Source organism: Gordonia sp. PS3, from assembly GCF_041950545.1.
GTDB classification, from domain to species: domain Bacteria; phylum Actinomycetota; class Actinomycetes; order Mycobacteriales; family Mycobacteriaceae; genus Gordonia; species Gordonia sihwensis.
Genome location: NZ_CP169524.1, coordinates 1,406,753 through 1,429,190, shown reverse-complemented (window position 1 = coordinate 1,429,190; position 22,438 = coordinate 1,406,753). Strand labels below are relative to the sequence as shown.

Genomic DNA, 22,438 nt, shown 5'->3' with positions numbered 1-22,438 from the left:
GCCTCGGGTCAGCCGGCCGGTGTCACGGTCACCTTGCCGCCGACGAACTTGATCGTGCCGTTGTCGTAAGTCTGTTCGAGACCGCCCTCGATCTTCGTCTCATCGCTGGTCGGGTAGCCCAAGCGGCCGTTCTCGTGGTTCAGCCGGCCCCACTCGTCGCCGATCTCGCCGTGCACGGCGTAGACCGCGCCGGTGGCCGGATTCTGGTACAGCGAGCCGTGTTCGAAGGTGATGAACGAACCGCCGGACTTGAGCTTCACGACGGGACCGAGCGGCTTGCCCAGGTAGCCGTCGGGTCCGCCGCGTTCGCCGTACGACTTCGCGATCGCCTCGTCGCCGATGGTGATCTGCTGACCGCCGACGGTGGTCAGCTCGGTGTCGGTGGTGATCGTCGTGGGTTTGGACGCCCCCGAATCCATCCCGTTCGGCTCCATCGCATCGGACGACGCGGTCGCACCGCTCGCGTTCGACATCGGGCTCGACATCGCCGCCGACGTGTTCGACGCCGAGTCGTCGTCGGACGAGCACGCGGTACCCAGCAGCCCGATGGCCCCGACGGCCACGACGACGGCGGCCACTTTCCTGGAATCGACATTCATGAACAGTCCCCTGCCTCGTTCGGTGCGTGTTGCCGCCCGCCGTCCTCCGCGGCGGTGCGTGGGCGAGATGCTATGTCGCGCCGTCCGCTTGCGCGGTGTTCGATGGCCGGATCACCGCGTATGAGTGATACGCGAGCCGGAATCGTGATGTGCGCTCGACCGAACCGTGAGAAAAGTGCGGTGCCCGCACCGCGCAGGCGGGCGAAGGAGAGAGCGAACGAGCCGGCGTGTAAGCCGGATCCTGTACCGGCCCGAGAGCCGGTGGCGACCATCCATCTGGACACACCGTCGCCGGGTGCCTCGAGCGGCCAACCCGCGAGCTCGGACGAGCAGTCCTCGGTCACTCGCGCACTCGCACACGCCGGCCGGCGGTGCGAGCTTCGGCCTTGCTCCGGGTGGGGTTTACCGAGCCGACACGGTCACCCGCATCGCTGGTGCGCTCTTACCGCACCGTTTCACCCTTACCCGCACGCCATGCGTGCGGGCGGTCTGTTCTCTGTGGCACTGTCCCGCGGGTCACCCCGGGTTGCCGTTAGCAACCACCCTGCTTCTGTGGAGTCCGGACTTTCCTCGACTCGGGCCTGCACGATCGCTCGTGCGGTTCCCTCGCCGCGGCCGCCCGGCCGACTCGTTCGCGAGATTCAGGATAGCCCGGCGGGCGGTCGGACACCGAATGCCGCGGGCTACTGCAGGTGTGCGGTGTCGTTCACGAGCCGGACCACCGATCCGCCATCGGGGAAGAACTCGACCACGGAGATCGACGCGAGGTCCAGATGCAGCCGGAAGAGCAGTTCCGGTCCCACCGTCAGCGCCTGTCGCAGCATCGATTTGATCGGCGTCACGTGTGAGACGGCGAGCACGGTCCGGCCGGGGAATCGGGCGACGATGTCCTCGCGGGTCGCGGCGATCCGCTCCTGCACCTGGGCGAAGCTCTCTCCGCCGGGCGGGGCGACGTCGGCGTCGGCGAGCCACCGGCCGTGCACCTCGGGGTCGCGGCGGGCGGCTTCGCCGAAGGTGAGTCCCTCCCACGCACCGAAATCCGTCTCGATCAGCCCGTCGCACACTTCCACCTCGGCGCCCAGCCGTTCCGCGGCGGCGGTCGCGGTATCCATCGCCCGCACCAGCGGAGAGGACAGCACCGCGTCGATTCGACCGAGGCCTCCCCCGCCGATCCGCTCGCCTGCCGCGGAGGCCTGTGCGCGGCCGAGGGCGGTCAGTTCGGGATTGCCGCGGCCGGAGTACCGACGGTCCACCGAGAGCGCCGTCTGGCCGTGCCGGAGCAGGACGATCCGGGTCGGCTCCTCCATCTGTCCCTGCCAGTTCGGCGACTTCCGCGGTCCGGTCCGGCGGTCGGCGGTCACTGAGCCGATCCGGGTCGCGGCAGACCCGACTGCTCGGTCCGCACCATGATCGCCCCGCACTCCTCGCAGCGCACCACCTCGTCCTCGTCGGCGGCGGCGATTCTCGACAGCGTCCGCGGATCGAGTTCCATCCGGCACGCGCCGCATCGACGCTGGCGCAGCAGTCCGGCGCCGACCTTGCCCTGCGACCGCAGCCTCTCATAGACCGCCAGCAGCGACTCGTCGACGCCCTCCACCACGGCCGTCCGTTTGACGGCGAGGTCGTCGATGCGTTCGTCGACCGCGACGCCCGCGGCGTCGCGCCGTGCGATCAGGTCGAGTTCGCGTTCGGTGGCGTGCAACAGCGCGGCCTCGGTGCGCTCGGCTTCCGCCGTCGTCGCCTCCTGCTGCTCCATGATCTCGAGGAGTTCGGTCTCCAGGTTCTCCGACCTGCGCTGCAGACCGGTCACCTCGTGCTGGAGTTCGGCAAGTGCCTTGTGGTTGAGCGCACCCGACTCGATCTGCGCCTGGTCGCGCCGCAGGTGCTCCGTCGTGCCCGACAGTTCCGCGTCGATGCGCTCGTACTCGCTCTGCAGATCGTCGACCGCCACCTGAGCACGGGCGCGGTCCTCACGGATCTTCTCCATCTCCTCGGTGAGTCGGGCCAGCTCCGCGACCTCCGGGAGGCTGCGGCGTTCGTGGCGAGCCTTCGCGAGATCGGCATCGATCTCGGCCAGGTCGAGCAGTCGGCGCTGCTGAGCGTTCGGGACCTTCACTGCTGCTCCTTGGGGCCGGCGATCACCGTGAAGGGATCGGTCGGGTCTTGGAATACGGTCGTCCGGCAACCGATCTCGGTCAGGATATCGGCGACGCTCTCGCACCACGGGAACTCGGTGGCCCAATGGCCGGCGTCGACCAGGGCCGGCGATCGGTCGCGTAGCGATTCGTCGACCACGTGGTGGCGCAGATCGCCGGTCAGGTAGACGTCGGCGCCGGCCGCGCTCGCCGCACCGATGAGCGAGTCACCGGCACCACCGCACACCGCGACGGTCTCCACCGTCGCAGCCGGATCACCCGCCCCGCGGACCGGCCACGCCGCGGCGGGCAGGACGCGTCCGGCGTGGGCGACGAACTGGCCGAAGGTCATCGGCTCGGGCAGTCGTCCCACCCGGCCCAGACCCACGTCACCGTCCGTGACGGCCTGCTCGAACACGTCGAAGGCCGGTTCCTCGTACGGGTGCGCCTCGCGCAGCGCACCGAGGACCAACCGGCGCAGATGCCGCGGCGCGACCATCTCGAGCCGTTCCTCATCCACCCGGGTCAGGGCTCCGACGGCCCCCACAGCGGGCGAGGCACCGTCCACCGGCAGGAATTGTCCGGTACCGACCACACTCCATTGGCAATTGCGGTACTCGCCCAGAGCGCCCGCCCCGGCGTTGAACATCGCCTCACTCACCTGATCCGCGCTGCCCTCGGGGACCATCACCACCCATTTGTCCAATGCCGGCGCGGGCTCGGGAGCCAGCGGCACGGTGTCGAGGAGACCGAGCGTCTCCGCGAGCGCATCCGACACGCCCCGGCGTGCCTTGTCCGCGTTGGTGTGCGCGGCGTACAGCGCGCATCCGCCCCGGATGAGGCGATGCACGATGCGGCCCTTGGGAGTGTCGGCGGCCACCGACGTGACGCCCCGCATCAGCAGTGGGTGGTGGGCCACGATGAGCGTCGCACCGGCTTCGAGCGCGGCGTCGACCACGGCGTCGGTGACGTCGACGCAGACCAGCACGCTGTCCGCGGGTTCGGCCGGGTCGCCGCAGACCAAGCCGACGGCGTCCCAGCTCTCGGCGAGCCGGGGCGGGTACACGCGCTCCAGCTCCGCGATCACCTCGTCCAGTCGCGGGCTCGGCAGACGGGGACTCATGTGGCCTCACTCTCTCGGCTCTGTCGGGTGAAGGGCGGTGCGTTCTCCGCCATCACATCTTGCAACGCGCCGACGAGCACGTCGGTGAGTTCCGGGCTCCGGACCGCGATGCGCAGATGGTCCGGTCCGAGCCCGACGAAGTTGGCGCAGCTGCGAACGCCGATCCCGCGGTGACGCAGGCGTTCCTTCACCTGCAGCGCGTTCGGCACCCGGATCAGCACATAGGATGCCGCCGCGTCCGCCGCGGGCGGCCACCCGCACTCGGCGAGCCGGGTGCTCAGATACGCGCGATGCGCTGCCACCGCCTCGCTCTGGGCCCGCGCGTACGCCTGCCCTTCGTCGCCGGCGCACACCGCGAGCGCGACGAGCGCGAGCGTGCCCAGCGGCCAGTGCCTGCGGCCCGTCGAGAGCCGCGCGATGATCGCAGGCGAGGCCAGCAGGTAGCCGGCGCGCAGCCCCGCGAGCGCGAACGTCTTCGTGATCGACCGGACGACGATCAGATCGTCGGAGCGCTCTCCTGCCAGCGACTGCGGTTCGTGGGCGCCGGTGACCGGGTCGAGGGTGAGATCGGCGAAGGCCTCGTCGATCACCACGGTCCGGCCCGGCCGCCGGAGCGAGTCGATGTGCGCGCGCGTGTGCAGCACGGACGTCGGATTGGTCGGGTTGCCGACCACCACCATGTCTGCGTCGTCGGGAACGTGGACGTCCGCCAGCGACCAGGGGTCGGTCAGGATCACCTGACTGATGCGCGCACCGGCGGCACGCAGCACGCGCTCGGGCTCGGTGAACGACGGCTGGACCAGCGCGACGTGTTTCGGTGCGAGCTTGGCGAGCAGTTCGAACCCTTCGGCCGCACCACCCAGCAACAGCACCTCCGACCGATCGCGGCCGTGCAGGCGCGCCACCGCGCTGGTGGCCGCGGTCAGGTCCGCCGCACTCGGATATCGGCCCAGATCGGCGATCCGATCGCGCAACGCCGAGACGAGGAATTCCGGCGGGCCCGGCCGCACGTTCACGGCGAAGTCGATCACACCCGGAGCGGTGTCCTCGTCGCCGTGCCGATCGGGATCGAAGAACTCGGCCGATCCGGACGGCGTCTGCTCAACGACGGACGTCGTCTGCGAGTTGCCCGGTTTCATGACCTCTGACACTACGTGCACGGTCGACGGCACGGGCCCGGGCCCCGCGCCCGGCACGTCGAAGGACTGCCGCGGCCACACGCCCGGCCTCGTCCGAGGGCGTCGGTCACGTGTGCGACGTACTACAGTCGAATGTGACAACGCCCCGAGTCGGGACGGTCGGCGTGAGGATCGGTTCCCCGGACAGGTCACGGCCGCGATGGCTGCCGCCGGGCACGCAGCCGTGATGGGAAGAACAACAAACGACTGGACTGCGACGCGGTTCACCAAATCGTGTGAGGAACTCGGTGTCTGACAACTCGCCCCGCACACTGCACGTGTGCTTCGTCTGTTCCGGCAACATCTGCCGCTCGCCCATGGCGGAGTCGATCTTCACCTCGGCGATCGAGGAGGCCGGCCTGGCCGACCGCGTCCGGGTGAGCAGCGCCGGAACCGGCGGCTGGCACATCGGCGAGCCCGCCGACAACCGCGCGCGGACCGAACTGCTCGCCCACGGCTACTCCGATCAGCACGTCGCCGCCCAGCTGACGCCCGATCACCTGTCGGCCGACCTGCTGGTCGCCGCCGACAGCGGTCACGTCGCCGAGTTGGAACGCAAGCGACTCGGGGATCGGGTCCGGCTCCTGCGCAGTTTCGATCCCGACGCCGACGGCGCTGATGTCCCCGATCCGTTCTATGGCAGTCCGGCGGATTTCACCTTGGTTCGCGAGCAGGTCGAGGCCGCCGTTCCCGGGCTGCTGGCGTGGGTGCACGCGACCCTGGCCGACGACGACTGACCGAGCCGATTCCAGCAGCCAGTAACCTGGAGTCGTGCGTGTGCTCAAGACCTTCCTGCGACCGGGCTGGCTGCTCCTGGCCGTCTTCGTGGTCACATTCGCGGCCGCCTGTTTCACGGTTCTCGCGCCGTGGCAGCTGGGCAAGAACTCCGACACCGAGCACCGCAACGACCTGATCCGTACGGCCGAGTCCACCGCTCCGGTCCCGATCGACGAACTCGCCCCGGCCGGCCGGCCGCTGAATCCGGATTCCGAGTGGCGCGAGGTCGAGGTCACCGGCCGGTACCTGGACGACGAACAGACCCTCATCCGCCTCCGCAGTGCCGACGAGCGTCCCTCCGTGGAGGTCGTGACCCCCTTCCAGGTGGCCGGCGGTGATCGCGTTCTGTTCATCGACCGCGGCTACGTGCGGCCCGGCGACAACAACCGCGTCGACGTCGCGCCCGCACCGACCGGCGAGGTGACCGTCACCGCGCGCCTGCGCAAGACCGAGTCGACGAGCCCGGGCAAAGAACCCCGCGTCGAGAACGGGCAGCGCACCGCATACACCATCGACACCCGCCTCTTGGGGCAGTCCACCGGCCTGACCAGCGAGAATCTCTATCTTCAGCTGTCTCCGAACCAGCCCGGCTCACTCGGCGAGATCGCTCTGCCGCAACTCGAGTCGGGCCCGTACCTCTCGTACGGACTGCAGTGGCTGGCCTTCGGTGTCATGGCCCCGTTGGGCGCCGCGTACTTCATCTACTCCGAGGTGAAGGCGCGTCGCGCCGCGAAGAAGACCGGCGACGACACCGCCGCTCCGCCGCCCCCGCCGCGCAAAGACCGCGAGCGCATCCGCAGCCAGCTGCGCGAAGCGGGAACTTTCACCGGCAACGACATGACGGCCAAGAAGACCGCCGAGATCGGTGGCGGCGCGGCGCCCGCCGACACCGACGACGAGGTGAAGGCCAAGCTCGCGCAGCGCTACCGCAGCTGACGGAGAATGCGCACGGTCAGCTGAACAATCCGCTCAGCAGGTCGCCGAGCGAGCCGGCTACGGACCCGCTGCTGCCGACTGATCCGCTGCTGCCCATGTCGGGGCCGGACCCGCATCCGGTGACCGTGACGCTGCGCCATTGGCGGTCGCCCAGCCACTCCGGCTGTTCGTTCGGCGTCTGGCCGTTGTTTCCGGGAGGGCCGAGCACGATTCGGTAGTCGACGCGATGGGTGGAGGCACCGGGGTTCGGAAGCGCCGGGTTGAACGTCCCGGTCGGGTTCTTCAGATCCTGCACGTAGGTCGCCGTCACCGGTGCCCGGTCCGAGACCATGGTGCGGTTGTCGACGGTGTTATCGGGTACCTCGTCCGGCCAGGTCGGCGAAGCAGCCTTCGATGACATGCCACCGGTCCGGTAGATCTCGAACGGAATATCCTCGACCATTCGTCCGGCTTCTTCGTCGATACGCCAGTCGATCGTGTATGTCGTCACGTTCGTCTTGTTCACAATGGAGAACTCGGCCTTGCAGCCGCCGAGGTTCTTCGCCGAGAATGTGACGGCCCCTTCGGGCGTACCGGGGGCCGGCACCGCATTCGCCGGTGGAGCCAGCACCGTCAGTGTTCCTGCTGCTGCGCCGAGTACTGCGAGTTTGGCACCGTGCTTCATCGGGTCTCCCTTCGAGGATGGTTCGCGAACGATATCAATTCAGACGAATCACCACCGCGCGCTCGGACGCCGTTCACCTGTTCGTTCACCACCGATGCGAGTCACCGCGCGTCGTTCCTGACCGTCCGCGCCTGCCTGCCAGACGCACCGCCACCGCCACGGCGACGACGGCCGAGAGCCGTTGAATCCGGCGCGACAGCACAACCGCCGCGCGCAGATCGGATGCGAGCGGCGCCCGGCCGTCGCCCAGCCGCGGTCGGTCCTCCACCCCGTGCGGGTACACCGTGCGACCGCCGAGTTCGATGCCGAGGGCCGCCGCGAACGCGGTTTCCACCACCCCGGCGTTCGGGCTGGGGTGTGCTCCGGCGTCTCTGCGCACCGCACGCCACACGGTCACGGGCCGGCCGCTCACCAGCGCCGCGGCCACCGCCGTCATCCGAGCCGGCGCGAGATTCGCGGCGTCGTCGATCCGCGCCGCCGCCCACCCGAAGTTCCGGTACCGGTCCGAGCGGTAGCCGATCATCGCGTCCAGGGTGTTGACCGCCCGATAGCCGAGCAGGCCGGGCGCGCCGGCGACCGCGCCCCACAGCAGCGGTGCGACCGCGGCGTCGGACGTGTTCTCCGCGATGGATTCGACGGCGGCGCGGCAGATCCCGGACTCGTCGAGCAGATCGGGGTCCCGTCCCACCAGTCCCGATACCAGCCGGCGCGCCCGGTCGACGTCACCGGATTCGAGGGCTCCGGCGATGTCGTCGCCGATCCGGCACAACGACGTGCCGCCGAGCGCGGTGAAGGTCGCCGCCGCGGTGCCCGCCGGGCCCGTCCGCCGCGCCAGGGCACCGACCGCGACCGCGACTGCGATCCATCCTCCGGCGAAGACCGCGCCGGCCGGTCTGACGTCGGCGTACGCCCGTCGCTCCAGCCGGGCCACGGCGCTGCCGAACAGCGCCACCGGGTGTCCTCGCCGCGGGTCGCCGAAGGCCGCATCCGCGGCCGCTCCGATCGCCAGTCCCGCCGCCTCCGCCCGATTCCTGCGCATCCGGTGATCGTATCGGCGACTAGAATCGGTCCCCGATGGCCACCGCACGTTCCGAGCCCGAGCCGGGCTCATTCGAGATCTCCACCGGCGTCGCCGAGCTCGCCTCCGACCGCGAGGGTGGCTGGCTGCTGACCGTCAACGGTGTGCAGAGCAGTCACATCGCGCCCGCTCGTCCGGACCTGCTCGAGTTCGAGTACATGCGGCAGGCGGTCGCCGCCGTCGAGGACTGCTACTCCGACCGGTCCGCGGGACTGCGATTCCTACACCTCGGCGCCGCGGCATGCGCGCTGCCCCGCGCTCTGGCGCACACCTATCCCGCCTCACGCCATGTCGCCGTCGAGATCGACGCCGAACTCGCCCGGCTCGCCCGCGAATGGTTCGACCTCCCGCGCGCACCCCGTCTGCGAATCCGGGTGGGCGATGCGCGGGAGGTGGTGACCGGTCTGCGCGAACAGACGCGCGACGTGGTGATCCGCGACGCCTTCGCCGAGAGCCTCACACCCGACCATCTGAAGACGGCTGAGTTCACCCAGGCGGTGCGTCGCGTGCTCGCCCCCGGAGGCCTCTACATCGCCAACTGCGGCGACCGTCGCGACCTCAAGTCCGTCCGGAGCGAGGTCGCCACCGTCGCCGAGGTGTTCGCGAACATCACCCTGATCGCCGACCCGTCGATGTTCAAAGGGCGGCGCAGCGGCAACGTGGTCGTCGTGGCGTCCGACGGCCCGGTCCCCGACTCTCCCGAACTGGAACGGCGGCTGCGCTCCGATCCCGAACCGGCCCGGTTGATGACCGGCGACGCCGCGCGGGCGTTCGGTTCCGGCGCCGTCCTGCGCGACGGCCCCGCCACCCGGCCCGGCACTGTTTGATTCACTGCGGGCACAACGGTCGACGACGGCGTCCTCGCCCGGCATCGTCGAAGACCTGCGGGTGTGGCTGAGTGGCGAGGCAGCGGTCTGCAATACCGTGCGACGCGGGTTCGAATCCTGCCATCCGCTCCATTCATCCGCGTTCAGCCGCCGTAGTCCTCGAACATGAGACGGCGCTGGTGCCATCGCTGGCTGTAGGTGGCCTCTCGGACCACCTCTTCGTTGTCGAAGTTGGAGCCGAGTGCACCGGCCATGGTCCCCATCGACGCCGCGAACCAGCCGATGACGAGGTAATCGACAACCGAGACGGCGTGGCCCAGTCGGCTCGCCAGATACGCCGGCTCCACGACCGCCGTGGCCAGTACGGTCAGTCCGACGAAGAGAATCACGTGCATGAGTGTCACCGCCGACGAGACGGTCACGACGGTGGAGGCATTGTCCAGCGAGCCGCTCTGCGGTGCCAGGTTCCGACGTCGACGGGTCCAGAGCCCGTTGCGCAGGATCAGCCACGAGCTGAGCGCAGCGATCACGCAGACGCTGACCGCCGCCAGACGTGCGAACGACATCGAGTCGGCGATCGGCCACACGCTCCCGAAGAAGATGCCGAAGGCCCCCGAGGCCATACCGACGGCCGTGCAGCCGCGCAGCGCCCGCCCCATGGCGGCCGGCCGATTGCTGTGCACCATCCCGGTCAGCATTCGCGCATGTCCGAGCGGACCTCGTACACCATCGTCGGGTAGCTGAGATGCGGGTGGCCAGACGTGGCTGTGGCCGCCCGGGCGGTAGTCCACGCCGGTGTCGGTCTCTGCGTCCGCTCGGAGTATCTCGCGAACGAGCGTGCGCACCTTGGTGCGCCGTCGCGTACAGCCGAGAGTCGGGACGAACACGACGACCGCCGGTTCACCCGCGGCGAGCAGATAGCGGAGGGCCGACCGCCCTCGATAGTGAGTCAGGTCCGTGAGATAGACGACGTATCGCCATCGGTGGCGCCGCAAGAGGTCCGGCGTGCGTTCGGCGAGGGGAATCGCGCCGCTCGGAGCGATCGGCAACGACTCCTCGCTGACTTCCACCGACCACTGCCCGCCGAGGTCGTCACCGAGATCTTCAGCGAGGCCGCCGCCGATCGCCTCCGCGAGTTGCCGGGGTGCGCCGGGGTCCGCCAGCAGACCGACCGTCGGCGGCGGCCAGAGCCGGAGATCGTCCGGCTCGGCCGCGTCGGCGCGGGTTCCATGTGCATCTGCTGCGTTCGAGACGTATTCACCCACGCCGACGCGGGTACCCGACTCGATCGTCGCCAAACGCGAGCGGACGTCCCCGATCCGCGGCCCGGTTCCTCGTCATGATTCCGGACCGGCGGTGGGCTAGCGTCACAGACTGTGTGCAACGAAACCGAAGCCACGGCAGCGGCGGCACGAGGTCACTACCTGCGGACACATCTGGCCCGCGCGGAGCGGTGGGGCGAGACGCCCTCGCTCGTCTGGGCACGGACAGGCGCCCGGCACGCCGAGCTCAATCGGGTGCTGTGGTTCACCGCGGACGATGTCCCCGCCTGCCTCGAACTGATGGACGACGTGCCAGCGCTCTGGTCGCTGTGGCCGGGGACCGAGGGTTTCGCCGACGTGGAGGCAGCGATGCGCGAATCAGGCCTCGCTGCGGTGGAGGAAGAGCCGCTCATGACGCTGCCACTCGCGCGGTGGGCGTTGCCGACGGACGACGTGACGACCGACCGCGACGCTTCCGAAGTGACGATCCAAGCCTGCAGGTCGCTCAGGGATCTCGATCGCTGGGCGCGCTTCTGGGCTGCCGAGGATGCCGCTTCCGAGCACCTTCCCGGTATCACTGCGGCGCTGGCACCGTTCACCGGATTCGGCCTGCCCGAAAGCGGTTCGGCCGCACCGATCGTGACGCATTTTCTGGCGCTCCACCGTGGAAGAGTCGTCGGGTGTTCAGCGGCGGTGGTCGCCGGAGTGTCCGCGGCTGTGGAACACGTGATCGTCGCTGCGGAGTGGCGCTCCCGTCGGATCGGAACGCGTCTCACCGAAGCCGCGCTCGACCGCGCCGTGCTCGGCGGCGCGAAGACGTGCGTGCTCACCGCCTCGCCCGAAGGAGAAGGCCTGTACCGACGGCTGGGATTCTCGGAGATCTGCCGCGTGCAGAGCTACGGTCGGCGTCCGGTGGCGTGATGCCGGGGTGCGATGCCGAGCCGTCACCGAGCATCAGGTGGGTGGTGCGCGCAAAGGGATTCGAACCCCTGACCGCTGGTGTGTAAGACCAGAGCTCTACCGCTGAGCTATACGCGCCCGGCCGAGACGTGCTGCGGCCCACACCAAGATATCGGCTCGGCGGCGTCGGGCCCAAACCGGGATACGCGCGGCCGCTACGGCTAGCGTGAAGCGGAGCCCCCATTCCACGGAAGGATGCCCAGTGACGACCATCGTGCCGCAGGAACCGCTGATCAGCGCCCTCGAGACGCAGTGGAAGGCCATCGACGACCTCGTCTCCCCACTATCCGACGCGCAATGGACCGCCGCGTCGCCCCTGCCCGGGTGGCAGATCCGCGACATCGTCGCACACATCGCGGGCACCGAGTCGATGCTGGCCGGCAGGCAGCCCGCGTCGTCCATCGACACCTCGCAGATCGCCCACGTGAAGAACCCGATCGGCGAACTCAACGAGCGGTGGATCGACCACTACCGATCGCGGTCCCGCGACGAGCTGATGACCGACCTCCGCACGGTGACCGCTGAGCGCAGCAAGGCGCTGCGCGGCATGACCGAAGGCCAGTGGGACGCCGAGACGGCCACGCCCGCCGGTCCGGACACCTACGGGCGATTCATGCGGGTCCGCGACTTCGACTGCTGGGTGCACGAGATCGACATCCGCGACGCGCTCGGCCTCGGCGTCCCCGAGAACGTGGAGCCGGCGCACTGGGCGCTCCGCGAGATCGAGAGCTCGATGCCGTACGTCGTCGGCAAGAAGGCTCGCGCCGAGGTCGGCAGCACTGTCCGTTTCGACATCACCGGCCTGTATCCGTTCACCTTCTTCGTCGTCACCGAGGACCGCGCCGCGGTGGTGCCGGCCGTCGACGGAGAGCCCGACGTCACGCTCCGCCTCGACGGGCTCGACCTCGCCCGTTCGGTCGGCGGACGGCCCAGCGCCGGCGACGCGGAGGTGGAGGTCACCGGCGATACGGAACTCGGCGCGGCGATCATCCGCAGCCTGCATTACCTCATCTGAGCTCTCCCGGTCCCCCGCCCGCCGACGCCGGGACCACGTTCGACTCGACCGGGAACTGTGACTCAACCGACACGCTCGGGCGTTGCGGCGAGTGTCGCACGTCCGGTGCAATGTAATTGTTGTGACTACTGAGACTCCTGTTACCGACGACCGCCGCCGCACGCGCTTCCGCCGCGGGCGGCGACTCACTGCTGCTGTCATCGCGGCGGCCGCCGCAACGACGATCGTCGCGCCCGCGGCGTCGGCCAAGACCGACGTCGCCGGAACGCTCGACGCCGTCTCCCGGATCATCACTCAGAATCTGAGCACGCAGCGCGGAGTCTCCGACACACCGTTCGACGTTCCGTCGTACCTCTGGGTGCTGACTCATCCGCTCGGATCCGGCACTCAGAACCTGCCGCGCCCGAATCAGAAGACGATGTGCAACACCGTGGTTCAGATCGGCGATTCGACGTCGGTGGGTCTGGACAACTCGCTTCGCGTGCCCAGCCCCACCGACCGCATGACCCCCCAGTACCGGCGCGTGGGCGCGAAGAAGGTCTACCTCGACGCGGCCAACGGCCGTGCGGTCGTCGAACCGGCCGGCGGCCGCCCCAGCGGACTCGAAGCGATCGACGATCAACTCCGCAGCGGCCACGACGGCTGCTGGGTCATCGCCCTCGGAGCCAACGACGCGGCACGCATCGCGGAGGGCAGTCATATCAGCGCCGACCGCCGCATCGACCTGGTGATGCACCGTCTGGCCGGCCGACCGGTTCTCTGGCCCACGGTGCGCACGGGCGACGGAGCTCTACCCCAGTACGCCGACGCACACATGCTCGCATTCAACGCGGCGCTCCGGCGTGCGGCGCACCGCTACCCGAACCTGCGGGTCTACGACTTCGCCGCGCATACGGACCGGTCCTGGTACGTCGACGGGGTGCACTACACCCCGGACGCGATGATTCAGCGCAACCGCCTGCTCGCGACCGCGCTGGCCACCTCGTTCCCCCGGCGCTGAGCCCGGCGCCTCGGGCACCCCGTCACGCGGCCCGACCGGTGGAACGGCGCTACTGCGCGACAGCCGCCAACGCCGCGTCCCAGGTCTCGTCGCCGCGTTGTTCGCCCGGGCCGACCATCGCCGAGTACGCCACGACACCGTCGCGCCCGACAACGAACGTCCCGCGATTGGCGAAGCCGCGCTCGGCGTCGAAGACGCCGTACGCCTCCGCCACCGCACCGTGCGGCCAGAAGTCCGAGAGGATCGGGAACAGGAAACCCTGCGCCGACGACCACACCTTGTGAGTCGGGGGCGGGCCCACCGACACCGTGACCACGGTGACGTCGTCGTTGTCGAAACGCGGCAGATTGTCGCGCAGAAAGCCGAGTTCGCCTTCGCACGTGCCGGTGAAGGCCAGCGGGAAGAAGACGATCAGCACATTGCGGTCGCGCAGCGCGGAGAGCTTGACGACCTGATTGTTCTGGTCCCGCAACTCGAAATCCGGGGCGAGAGTCCCCGTCGCGAGGGGTGCGGCCACCGACTGAGCGGCCATCAGCGCTTACCCGCGCGCGCCTTCGGCGTGACCAGACGGGCGCCGGACCAGTCTCCGAGATTGACGACGGAGGTCTGCGTGAGTCCGGCGGTCGGCGCGGCCTCCGCGATCTCGCTGGGATCGACGTAACCGTCGCGGCCGGTCTTCGGCGACAGCACCCAGATGAACCCGCCTTCGGCGAGCGGACCGATCGCGTCCATCAGCGCATCGACGAGGTCTCCGTCGTCGTCGCGCCACCACAGCACCACGGCGTCCATGACGTCGTCCGCATCGTCGTCGAGCATCTCGGCATCGATCGCGTCCTCGATCTCGATTCGGAGATCATCGTCGGTGTCCTCGTCCCACCCGATCTCCTGCACCACCATGCCGTTGGTGAAACCGAGCTTGACAGCCCTGCCTTCTGGGGCGGTTACCACCGCGTACGACCTCCATTCGATGTAGCGGGCCGTGCATTCCGCACGTGCCGGGCCACGCCACGACGGCGCAACTTATGTGACAGCGTAAAGGCAAACTACCCCCGAGCACAGTGTCTAACCGCCCGAAGTACGGGATTGGTGCTTCTCTGCAACGGATTCGGGACGGTTCACGCCGATCCCGCGGGGAGATACCCCGCGCACGTGTCGAGTAGTGCGGTACGGTCCGCGTCCCATCTGTCGGAGGCGCCGTTGAGCGCTTGGCGCCGCTTCGCCTGAATCTGCTCGGCCAGGCGTTCGGCACTGGCGACGAATGCCTCCACCTGCGCGTCGACCTTCTCCGGCACCTCGGGCGAGACGGCCTTGCGGACCTCCTCGGCACCCGTGTCGAGAGTGTCGACCGCCCAGCGGTCCTCGGATCCGACCTTCGCGTAATCCTGGACCTCGTTGAGGCGTTTGACGAAGGCGTTGTAATCGCGTGCCATCACACCGGCCGAAGTGATCACCTGCTGGCACAATCGGACGACGGCGACTTTCTCCGCTTCGGAGGATCCCGCGCGGGCAACGGTCCTGGTGACCGTGCCGACCGAGACCGTCGGACTCGGCGACTCGTCGTCCGATGAGCACGCCGGGACGGCGGCGACAGCGGTCAGCGCCGTCGCCGCGACCACGATCGACCGAGCCGTCCGGCCCACGAGGTCCCCCTTTCGGGAGAGAAGCAGCGGATACGCCGACGCTACCGCACCCGAGCGGCATGTGACTGGACACATCTTGCGCCAGAGCCGGTGATTTGCGGCACGATATAGGCAAGGCCGCACCATCGTTCCGCGGCACGTATCCGGCCGCCCCACCCCGGCGGCCCCGACATGCAGTTCGCGGCGGCAATCGCTTCGGTGGACTGCGAGATAGGTGGCAGACAGTGACTGATCAGATCGCCGGCACCGACAAGGCCGGCGCGCCGGCGTCGAGCGGGAGCCGCGTTCAGGTCATTCGGGACGGCGTCGCGTCCTACCTGGTCGACAACGACCCCACGGAGACCGACGAGTGGCTCGAGTCCTTCGACGCCATGCTCGCCGACGCGGGCCCCGAGCGCGCGCGGTACCTCATGCTGCGCATTCTGGAACGCGCGGAGGACAAGCGTGTGGGCATCCCCGCGTTGACGAACACCGACTACGTCAACACGATTCCGACCGAACTGGAACCCGAGTTCCCCGGGGACGAGGATCTGGAGCGCCGCTACCGCGCCTTCATCCGGTGGAACGCCGCGATCATGGTCCACCGAGCACAGCGGCCCGGCATCGGCGTGGGCGGCCACATCTCGACGTACGCGTCGTCGGCCTCGCTCTACGAAGTCGGCTTCAACTACTTCTTCCGCGGCCAGGATCATCCCGGCGGCGGCGACCAGGTCTTCATCCAGGGCCACGCCTCACCCGGCATCTACGCGCGCGCCTTCCTGGAAGGACGCATCGACCAGGCGCGGCTCGACGGCTTCCGTCAGGAGCAGAGCCACGCCGGCGAAGGCGGCGGGCTGCCGTCGTACCCGCATCCCCGGTTGATGCCGGAGTTCTGGCAGTTCCCCACCGTCTCGATGGGCCTGGGCCCGATGAACGCGATCTACCAGGCCCGGTTCAACAAATACCTGCACGCGAACGGAATCAAGGACACCTCCGACCAGCACGTCTGGGCGTTCCTCGGCGACGGTGAGATGGACGAGCCCGAGTCGCGCGGTCTGGCGCAGGTCGCCGCCATCGACGGGCTCGACAACCTGACCTTCGTCATCAACTGCAATCTGCAGCGGCTCGACGGCCCGGTCCGCGGCAACGGAAAGATCATCCAGGAACTGGAGTCGTTCTTCCGCGGCGCGGGCTGGAACGTCATCAAGGTGGTGTGGGGCCGCGAGTGGGACGATCTGCTGCACGCCGACAAGGAGGGTGCGCTGGTCAACCTGATGAACCGCACCACCGACGGCGACTACCAGACCTACCGGGCCAACGACGGCGCGTTCATCCGCGACCACTTCTTCGGCCGTGATCCGCGCACCAAGGAACTCGTCAACGATCTCTCGGACGAGGACATCTGGAACCTCAAGCGCGGCGGTCACGACTACCGCAAGATCTACGCCGCATACGCCGCCGCCATGGCCCACAAGGGACAGCCCACGGTGATCCTGGCGAAGACGATCAAGGGCTACACGCTCGGCAAGCACTTCGAGGGCCGCAACGCGACCCACCAGATGAAGAAGATGACGCTCGACGATCTGAAGGCCTTCCGCGACACCGCGCATGTGCCGATCACCGATGCGCAGCTCGAGGCCGACCCGTACCTGCCGCCGTACTACCACCCGGGTATGGACTCTCCGGAGATCCAGTACATGCTGGAACGGCGCAAGCAGCTCGGCGGATTCGTCCCGAGCCGCAAGGTGGCGGCCAAGCCGCTGCAGGCCGATCCGGCACCCGCCCTCAAGGCCGTGGCATCCGGCTCGGGCAACCAGCAGGTGGCGACCACCATGGCGCTGGTCCGCATCTTCAAGGAGCTCCTGCGCGACAAGGAGGTCGGCAAGCGCATCGTTCCGATCATCCCGGACGAGGCCCGGACCTTCGGCATGGACTCCTGGTTCCCCACCCTGAAGATCTACAACCCGCACGGCCAGAACTACACGTCCGTCGACGCCGAACTGATGCTCGCCTACAAGGAGGCGGAGAACGGCCGGATCCTGCACGAGGGCATCAACGAGGCCGGTTCCACAGCCAGCTTCACCGCGGTCGGCACGTCGTACGCCACGCACGGCGAGCCGATGATCCCGCTGTACATCTTCTATTCGATGTTCGGCTTCCAGCGGACCGGCGACGGTCTCTGGGCCGCGGCCGACCAGATGGCCCGGGGATTCGTCATCGGAGCCACCGCGGGCCGGACCACGCTGACCGGTGAGGGTCTGCAGCACGCCGACGGACACTCTCCGCTGCTCGCCGCGACCAACCCGGGCGCCATCTCCTACGACCCGGCGTTCGCGTACGAGCTCTCGCACATCGTCGTCGACGGTCTCGAGCGCATGTACGGTCCGGATGCGGAGAACGTCTTCTACTACGTGACCGTCTACAACGAGCCCATCACCCAGCCGGCCGAGCCGGAGGATCTGGACGTCGCGGGGCTGCTCAAGGGCATCTACCGGTACCGGAGGGCACCGCAGCCCGCGGCGCACTTCGCGAACATCCTCGTCTCGGGCGTCACGATGGGCGATGCCCTGCGCGCCCAGGACCTGCTGGCGCAGGAGTGGGACGTGGCCGCCGACGTGTACTCGGTGACCTCGTGGTCGGAGCTCGCCCGCGACGGCATCGCCGCCGATCGGGCCGAACTGCGCAACCCGGGGTCGTCGACGCGGCCGTACCTCACCGAGGTGCTGCAGTACGCCAAGGGCCCGTTCGTCGGCGTCTCGGACTACATGCGCGGCGTCCAGGAACAGATCCGCGCGTACGTTCCGGGGACGTATCTCACCCTCGGCGCCGACGGCTTCGGATTCTCCGACACCCGCCCCGCCGCACGCCGCTACTTCAACATCGACGCCGAATCCATCGTCGTCGGAGTGCTGGTGGCGCTGGCCCGCGACGGCAAGATCGACCGCACCGTCGCGGCCGACGCCGCCCGGAAGTACCAGATCGACGACGTCTCGGCTGCTCCCGAGCAGACCAGCGACCCCGGCGTCGCCTGACCGGTCCGACCACCCGAACGCCGGCGACCTCGCGTCGCCGGCGTTCGGTCGTCTCGGCGCAGGGGGGGGACGTTCGACGGACAGCGCCCGCGACCATCGGCCCAGTCCGGCCGGCCGATACGACCCGGCCACAGCGGGTCGCGAGCGGTCTACATTGAATCCGTGCCTGATGCCGAACCCGACCCCCGTCTGAAGACGACGCGCGCCACCGACGTCTTCGGCGCGCGCGGCGCCCACGTGCCCGCGCCGGCCACCGTGCACGACGCGCTGCCCGACACCCTGCTGCGCCGCGTGAAGCAGTACAGCGGCCGACTGGCCACCGAAGCGATCCACTCGATGTCCGAGCAACTGCCCTATTTCAGCGACCTCGACGCGGCGCAGCGGGCCAGCGTGCAGTTGGTGGTCCAGACGGCGGTCGTCAACTTCGTGGAGTGGATCCAGGACCCGGAGGGGAACGTCAAGTTCACCGTCCAGGCATTCCAGGTGGTCCCCCAGGACCTGGCCCGGCGCATCTCACTGCTGCAGACGGTCGAGATGGTGCGCGTGGCGATGGAGTTCTTCGAGAAGTGGCTTCCGCTCCTGGCCCGGAACGACGCCCAGCTTCGCGCACTCACCGAATCGGTGCTGCGGTACGGCCGGGAGATCGGATTCGCCGCCGCCGCGATCTACGCCTCGGCCGCCGAGTCGCGCGGCGCGTGGGACTCGCGCATGGAGGCACTCGTGGTCGACGCCGTGGTGCGCGGTGACGAGGGCCCGCAGTTGCTCTCGCGCGCGGCGGCACTGAACTGGTCCACCGACGCCGCGGCGACGGTGATCGTCGGATCTCCGCCCCCGGAACAGAACGTGTCGGTCGCGTTGACGCTCCACAACACCGCCAAACAGTACGACCGCGCCGCACTCTCGGTGGTGCAGGGCAGCACCCTCGTCGCGATCGTCGAGGGGCCGCTGCGGCCGTCCGACCGCTTTCTCACCGACCTCCTCGAGCACTTCGCCGAGGGTCCCGTGGTGATCGGCCCGACCACGCCCAACCTGGGATCGGCCCACGCGAGCGCTGTCGAGGCCATGGCCGGACTCCGGGCGGTGGTCGGATGGCCCAACGCGCCGCGACCGGCTTACAGCTGGGATCTGCTTCCCGAGCGGGCGCTCAACGGCGACCGCTCAGCGATCGAGACGATGGACGAGACGATCGTGGAACCCCTGAGCGGTTCGGAGACCCTCGTCAACACCGTCGAGGCCTACCTCGACAGCGGCGGCCAGGTGGAAACTTGTGCCAGGGAACTGTATATCCATCCAAATACTGTGCGGTATCGCCTAAAGAAGGTGGCCGACATCACCGGACGTGACGCATCTAACCCCCGAGACGCTTTCGTTCTGCGTGTCGCACTGACCATCGGGAGATTGGCACGAAACCATCAAGGAACGCCCCATTCAGCCCCCTGAGTAACACTCGTCACGGCAAAGTAGCCGTATAGACCCTGTTCGGTGTTTGTCAGACTCGATCGCGTAACGGATCTCAACCCGATGACGATGGGAACACCGACAGAGTCACTTTTGTAGGAACCCTACAAATATCGCCGCCAAGGTTCGTACCCAGCAACACCACTACGACACAGCTGAAAGGTGTTCCCTAGTCACGTGCTTTCGTTGCTTGCGCCCGGCCAGGGCTCCCAGACACCCGGCATGCTCACCGAATGGTTGGAGCTGCCCGGGGCTCGTGACCGCGTCTCCGCGTGGTCCGAGGCCATCGGACTCGACCTCGAACGCCTCGGAACCACAGCGACGGCGGAGGAGATCACCGATACCGCGGTCACCCAGCCGCTCGTGGTCGCCGCCGCACTGCTCTCGTTCGACGAGTTCCGCCGCCGCCACGGCGAGTTGCCCGCGGACGTCGTGATCGCCGGACACTCGATCGGCGAGGTCGCCGCCGCCGCCGTCGCGGGCGTCCTGACGGCCGATGAGGCGATGATCCTGGCCGGCGTGCGCGGCGCCGAGATGGCCAAGGCCTGCGCGCTGGAGGAGACCACCATGGCCGCGATCCTCGGCGGCGATGAGACCGAGGTGCTCGCCTTCCTCGACGATCTCGACCTCGTGCCCGCCAACCGCAACGCGAGGGGACAGATCGTCGCCGCGGGTTCGGTCGTCGCCATCGACAAGCTGATCTCGGCGCCGCCCGCCAAGGCGCGCACGCGCAAACTGGCGGTCGCTGGAGCGTTCCACACTCGGTTCATGGCACCGGCGCAGGACGCGTTCGCCGAGGCAGCGGCGCAGATCACGCCCGCCGACCCCACCCGGACCCTGCTCTCGAACGCAGACGGTCGCCCCGTTCCCACCGGCGCCGAAGCCCTGCGCCGACTCGTCACTCAGGTCACCAGCCCCGTACGCTGGGACCTCTGTTCGGACTACCTCCGCGAGGCGGGCACCGACGCGATCGTCGAACTCGCGCCGGGCGGGACGCTCGTGGGCATCGCCAAGCGTGAATTGAAGGGCGTGCCCTCGCGAGCCGTCAAGGTCCCCGCCGATCTGGAGGACCTCCCAGGACTTGGATAGCGGTCGGCAGCACCCGACCCCCGGAAGGCCTCACGGCCCGTCCACTCAGCACACGCTGACTCCGGAAAACCACATAGCAGTACAGAAACGAAGAAGGGAGCCACACCGTGGCCGCCACTCAGGAACAGCTCGTCGCAGGCATCGCCGAGATCATCGAGGAAGTCACCGGCATCGAGCCGTCGGAGGTGACGCTGGAGAAGTCGTTCGTCGACGATCTGGACATCGACTCGCTGTCGATGGTGGAGATCGCCGTCCAGGTCGAGGACAAGTACGGCGTGAAGGTTCCGGACGAGGATCTCGCCAGCCTGCGCACCGTCGGCGACACCGTCGCCTACGTCCAGAAGCTCGAGGCCGAGAACCCCGAGACCGCTGCAGCCATCGCCGCCCAGATCGAGGGCGGCCAGGCGTAGCATGACCGAGCTGCGTGACTTTTCCACTCGCGGTGGAGAGTTCCCCAGCGTGGTGGTGACCTCCATGGTCGCCACCACGTCCCTGGGAGCTGATCTCGACACGACCTGGGAAAATCTCGTCGCCGGTAAGACCGGCATTCGGGAGCTGACCGACGATTTCGTCGAGCAGTACAAATTGCCGGTCAGCATCGGTGGTCGTCTCGTCGACGACCCGACCAACGAAGTGACTCGCATCGAGGCGCGACGCATGTCGTACGTCGAGCGGATGTCGCATGTGATGAGCAAGCGCCTGTGGGCGCAGGCCGGCGAGCCGGAGGTCGACCCCGACCGGCTCGGCGTGGTTCTCGGCACCGGCATCGGCGGCGCGGACTCGCTGATCGACGCCGACCGAGCTCTGAAGGACACCGGCAACTACCGCAAGGTGTCGCCGCTGGCCGTCTCGATGGCGATGCCCAACGGGCCCGCGGCCGTCGCAGGTCTCAACATCGGCGCACGCGCCGGCGTCATCACCCCGGTCTCGGCATGCTCGTCGGGTGCGGAGGCGATCGCACACGCATGGCGTCACATCGTCATGGGCGACGCCGACATGATCGTGTGCGGCGGCGTCGAAGGACACATCGACGCGGTGCCGATCGCAGCCTTCAGCATGATGCGCGCGATGAGCACCCGGAACGACGATCCGGCGTCCGCGTCGCGCCCGTTCGACTCCGACCGCGACGGATTCGTCTTCGGCGAGGCCGCGGCCATGCTCGTCCTCGAGCGGGAGGACCACGCCAAGGCGCGCGGTGCTCACATCCACGCTCGGCTGATGGGCACCGGCATCACCTCGGACGGGTTCCACATCGTCGCCCCCGACCCCTCGGGGCAGGGCAACACCCGCGCGATGGCCCGAGCCCTGCAGACCGCCGGTCTGCAGAAATCGGACATCACGCACGTCAACGCGCATGCGACGTCCACCCCCATCGGAGACACCGCAGAATCGCTGGGCATCCAGGCCGCCGTGGGCAACCACGCAGCCATCTACGCGCCCAAGTCAGCCCTGGGCCATTCGATCGGCGCCGTCGGCGCTCTCGAAGCGGTCCTGACCATCAAGTCGGTGGAGGACTCCGTCATTCCCCCGACGCTGAATCTGGACAACCTGGATCCGGAGTGCGGCGACATCGACGTCGTACACGGTGAGGCTCGCCGCGGACAGATCGACTTCGCGCTGAGCAACTCCTTCGGATTCGGTGGGCACAACGTGGCCTTGGCATTCGGCCGATACTGATCCCCAACC

General features: G+C 68.7%; 22 protein-coding genes, 2 tRNA genes and 1 other RNA gene. 12 read left to right on the top strand and 13 right to left on the bottom strand.

Translation table 11 applies throughout. The features are described from left to right. Positions 1 to 8 precede the first annotated feature (8 nt). The 6 genes from ACE11G_RS06610 to cobC form a co-directional block, all read right to left on the bottom strand. Positions 9 to 599 carry an LGFP repeat-containing protein gene (locus ACE11G_RS06610; protein ID WP_006895238.1) on the bottom strand — a complete coding sequence of 197 codons (591 nt, stop codon included), beginning with the start codon at positions 597 to 599 and terminating at the stop codon, positions 9 to 11. Between the two features lie 214 nt (positions 600 to 813). Continuing rightward, positions 814 to 1,230: RNase P RNA component class A (gene rnpB / locus ACE11G_RS06605), an RNA gene on the bottom strand. Positions 1,231 to 1,282: 52 nt separating this feature from the next. Then, a complete protein-coding gene (locus tag ACE11G_RS06600; protein WP_045538702.1) occupies positions 1,283 to 1,906 on the bottom strand; it encodes a histidine phosphatase family protein in 624 nt (207 codons plus the stop codon). Between the two features lie 50 nt (positions 1,907 to 1,956). Continuing rightward, a complete protein-coding gene (locus tag ACE11G_RS06595) occupies positions 1,957 to 2,715 on the bottom strand; it encodes a zinc ribbon domain-containing protein (RefSeq protein WP_006895235.1) in 759 nt (252 codons plus the stop codon). Next, entirely contained in the window at positions 2,712 to 3,857 is a 1,146-nt protein-coding gene (locus ACE11G_RS06590) for a Nif3-like dinuclear metal center hexameric protein (RefSeq protein ID WP_006895234.1), read from the bottom strand. Before ACE11G_RS06590 ends, ACE11G_RS06595 begins: the two co-directional genes overlap by 4 nt. Further along, complete coding sequence (cobC, locus tag ACE11G_RS06585; RefSeq protein WP_081598072.1) at positions 3,854 to 4,996, bottom strand: Rv2231c family pyridoxal phosphate-dependent protein CobC; 1,143 nt, start codon at positions 4,994 to 4,996, stop codon at positions 3,854 to 3,856. The genes ACE11G_RS06590 and cobC overlap by 4 nt, the downstream gene beginning before the upstream one ends. A 287-nt stretch (positions 4,997 to 5,283) precedes the next feature. On the opposite strand from cobC, the gene ACE11G_RS06580 reads away from it, so the two are divergent. Further along, positions 5,284 to 5,772, top strand: coding sequence for a low molecular weight protein-tyrosine-phosphatase (locus ACE11G_RS06580; RefSeq protein ID WP_006895231.1), 489 nt, complete (start codon positions 5,284 to 5,286; stop codon positions 5,770 to 5,772). 34 nt (positions 5,773 to 5,806) lie between these two features. Beyond that, positions 5,807 to 6,748 (top strand): SURF1 family protein, encoded by a 942-nt coding sequence (locus tag ACE11G_RS06575; protein WP_045538695.1) that lies wholly within the window; start codon positions 5,807 to 5,809, stop codon positions 6,746 to 6,748. A 16-nt stretch (positions 6,749 to 6,764) separates the two neighbouring features. On the opposite strand, the gene ACE11G_RS06570 is transcribed toward ACE11G_RS06575, so the two are convergent. After that, positions 6,765 to 7,412 (bottom strand): hypothetical protein, encoded by a 648-nt coding sequence (locus ACE11G_RS06570; RefSeq protein ID WP_045538697.1) that lies wholly within the window; start codon positions 7,410 to 7,412, stop codon positions 6,765 to 6,767. Between the two features lie 85 nt (positions 7,413 to 7,497). Beyond that, positions 7,498 to 8,451, bottom strand: a complete 954-nt coding sequence (locus ACE11G_RS06565) for a cobalamin biosynthesis protein (protein WP_375003963.1) — start codon at positions 8,449 to 8,451, stop codon at positions 7,498 to 7,500. Positions 8,452 to 8,486: 35 nt separating this feature from the next. Here ACE11G_RS06565 and ACE11G_RS06560 point away from each other — a divergent pair, with 35 nt between their 5' ends. Beyond that, complete coding sequence (locus ACE11G_RS06560; RefSeq protein WP_375003962.1) at positions 8,487 to 9,317, top strand: spermidine synthase; 831 nt, start codon at positions 8,487 to 8,489, stop codon at positions 9,315 to 9,317. Between the two features lie 57 nt (positions 9,318 to 9,374). Further along, positions 9,375 to 9,449 (top strand) — tRNA-Cys (locus ACE11G_RS06555). Between the two features lie 11 nt (positions 9,450 to 9,460). On the opposite strand, the gene ACE11G_RS06550 is transcribed toward ACE11G_RS06555, so the two are convergent. After that, entirely contained in the window at positions 9,461 to 10,582 is a 1,122-nt protein-coding gene (locus ACE11G_RS06550; protein ID WP_156479411.1) for a hypothetical protein, read from the bottom strand. A 111-nt stretch (positions 10,583 to 10,693) separates the two neighbouring features. Here ACE11G_RS06550 and ACE11G_RS06545 point away from each other — a divergent pair, with 111 nt between their 5' ends. Next, entirely contained in the window at positions 10,694 to 11,500 is an 807-nt protein-coding gene (locus ACE11G_RS06545) for a GNAT family N-acetyltransferase (RefSeq protein ID WP_062366634.1), read from the top strand. Between the two features lie 42 nt (positions 11,501 to 11,542). Here ACE11G_RS06545 and ACE11G_RS06540 read toward each other — a convergent pair. Continuing rightward, positions 11,543 to 11,617 (bottom strand) — tRNA-Val (locus ACE11G_RS06540). A 124-nt stretch (positions 11,618 to 11,741) separates the two neighbouring features. On the opposite strand from ACE11G_RS06540, the gene ACE11G_RS06535 reads away from it, so the two are divergent. After that, positions 11,742 to 12,554, top strand: a complete 813-nt coding sequence (locus ACE11G_RS06535) for a maleylpyruvate isomerase family mycothiol-dependent enzyme (RefSeq protein WP_062366632.1) — start codon at positions 11,742 to 11,744, stop codon at positions 12,552 to 12,554. Positions 12,555 to 12,675: 121 nt separating this feature from the next. After that, on the top strand, positions 12,676 to 13,554 hold the full coding sequence (locus tag ACE11G_RS06530; protein WP_375003961.1) for an SGNH/GDSL hydrolase family protein: 879 nt from the start codon (positions 12,676 to 12,678) through the stop codon (positions 13,552 to 13,554). Between the two features lie 49 nt (positions 13,555 to 13,603). Here ACE11G_RS06530 and ACE11G_RS06525 read toward each other — a convergent pair whose 3' ends face one another. The 3 genes from ACE11G_RS06525 to ACE11G_RS06515 form a co-directional block, all read right to left on the bottom strand. Next, complete coding sequence (locus tag ACE11G_RS06525) at positions 13,604 to 14,086, bottom strand: redoxin domain-containing protein (RefSeq protein WP_006895216.1); 483 nt, start codon at positions 14,084 to 14,086, stop codon at positions 13,604 to 13,606. Continuing rightward, positions 14,086 to 14,502, bottom strand: coding sequence for a DUF3052 domain-containing protein (locus tag ACE11G_RS06520; RefSeq protein WP_006895215.1), 417 nt, complete (start codon positions 14,500 to 14,502; stop codon positions 14,086 to 14,088). Before ACE11G_RS06520 ends, ACE11G_RS06525 begins: the two co-directional genes overlap by 1 nt. A gap of 167 nt (positions 14,503 to 14,669) precedes the next feature. Next, positions 14,670 to 15,194 (bottom strand): hypothetical protein, encoded by a 525-nt coding sequence (locus ACE11G_RS06515; protein ID WP_278124187.1) that lies wholly within the window; start codon positions 15,192 to 15,194, stop codon positions 14,670 to 14,672. 224 nt (positions 15,195 to 15,418) lie between these two features. Between ACE11G_RS06515 and aceE the strand changes: the two genes are divergently transcribed. The 5 genes from aceE (at position 15,419) to ACE11G_RS06490 (ending at position 22,429) form a co-directional block, all read left to right on the top strand. Further along, entirely contained in the window at positions 15,419 to 18,205 is a 2,787-nt protein-coding gene (aceE, locus tag ACE11G_RS06510; RefSeq protein WP_278124189.1) for a pyruvate dehydrogenase (acetyl-transferring), homodimeric type, read from the top strand. Positions 18,206 to 18,367: 162 nt separating this feature from the next. Continuing rightward, positions 18,368 to 19,645, top strand: a complete 1,278-nt coding sequence (locus ACE11G_RS06505) for a CdaR family transcriptional regulator (protein WP_006895210.1) — start codon at positions 18,368 to 18,370, stop codon at positions 19,643 to 19,645. Between the two features lie 195 nt (positions 19,646 to 19,840). Continuing rightward, a complete protein-coding gene (locus ACE11G_RS06500) occupies positions 19,841 to 20,752 on the top strand; it encodes an ACP S-malonyltransferase (protein WP_375003960.1) in 912 nt (303 codons plus the stop codon). A 107-nt stretch (positions 20,753 to 20,859) separates the two neighbouring features. Further along, positions 20,860 to 21,162 carry a meromycolate extension acyl carrier protein AcpM gene (acpM, locus tag ACE11G_RS06495; protein ID WP_006895207.1) on the top strand — a complete coding sequence of 101 codons (303 nt, stop codon included), beginning with the start codon at positions 20,860 to 20,862 and terminating at the stop codon, positions 21,160 to 21,162. Between the two features lies 1 nt (position 21,163). Further along, a complete protein-coding gene (locus ACE11G_RS06490; protein WP_062366627.1) occupies positions 21,164 to 22,429 on the top strand; it encodes a KasA/KasB family beta-ketoacyl-ACP synthase in 1,266 nt (421 codons plus the stop codon). The last annotated feature ends 9 nt before the right edge of the window (positions 22,430 to 22,438 follow it).

Bases quoted from the DNA above. Each gene is read 5' to 3' on its own strand.
- ACE11G_RS06610 (WP_006895238.1), bottom strand. From the start codon at position 599: ATGAATGTCGATTCCAGGAAAGTGGCCGCCGTCGTCGTGGCCGTCGGG.
- ACE11G_RS06570 (WP_045538697.1), bottom strand. From the start codon at position 7,412: ATGAAGCACGGTGCCAAACTCGCAGTACTCGGCGCAGCAGCAGGAACA.
- ACE11G_RS06590 (WP_006895234.1), bottom strand. From the start codon at position 3,857: ATGAGTCCCCGTCTGCCGAGCCCGCGACTGGACGAGGTGATCGCGGAG.
- ACE11G_RS06600 (WP_045538702.1), bottom strand. From the start codon at position 1,906: ATGGAGGAGCCGACCCGGATCGTCCTGCTCCGGCACGGCCAGACGGCG.
- ACE11G_RS06525 (WP_006895216.1), bottom strand. From the start codon at position 14,086: ATGGCCGCTCAGTCGGTGGCCGCACCCCTCGCGACGGGGACTCTCGCC.
- ACE11G_RS06560 (WP_375003962.1), top strand. From the start codon at position 8,487: ATGGCCACCGCACGTTCCGAGCCCGAGCCGGGCTCATTCGAGATCTCC.
- ACE11G_RS06565 (WP_375003963.1), bottom strand. From the start codon at position 8,451: ATGCGCAGGAATCGGGCGGAGGCGGCGGGACTGGCGATCGGAGCGGCC.
- cobC (WP_081598072.1), bottom strand. From the start codon at position 4,996: ATGAAACCGGGCAACTCGCAGACGACGTCCGTCGTTGAGCAGACGCCG.
- ACE11G_RS06490 (WP_062366627.1), top strand. From the start codon at position 21,164: ATGACCGAGCTGCGTGACTTTTCCACTCGCGGTGGAGAGTTCCCCAGC.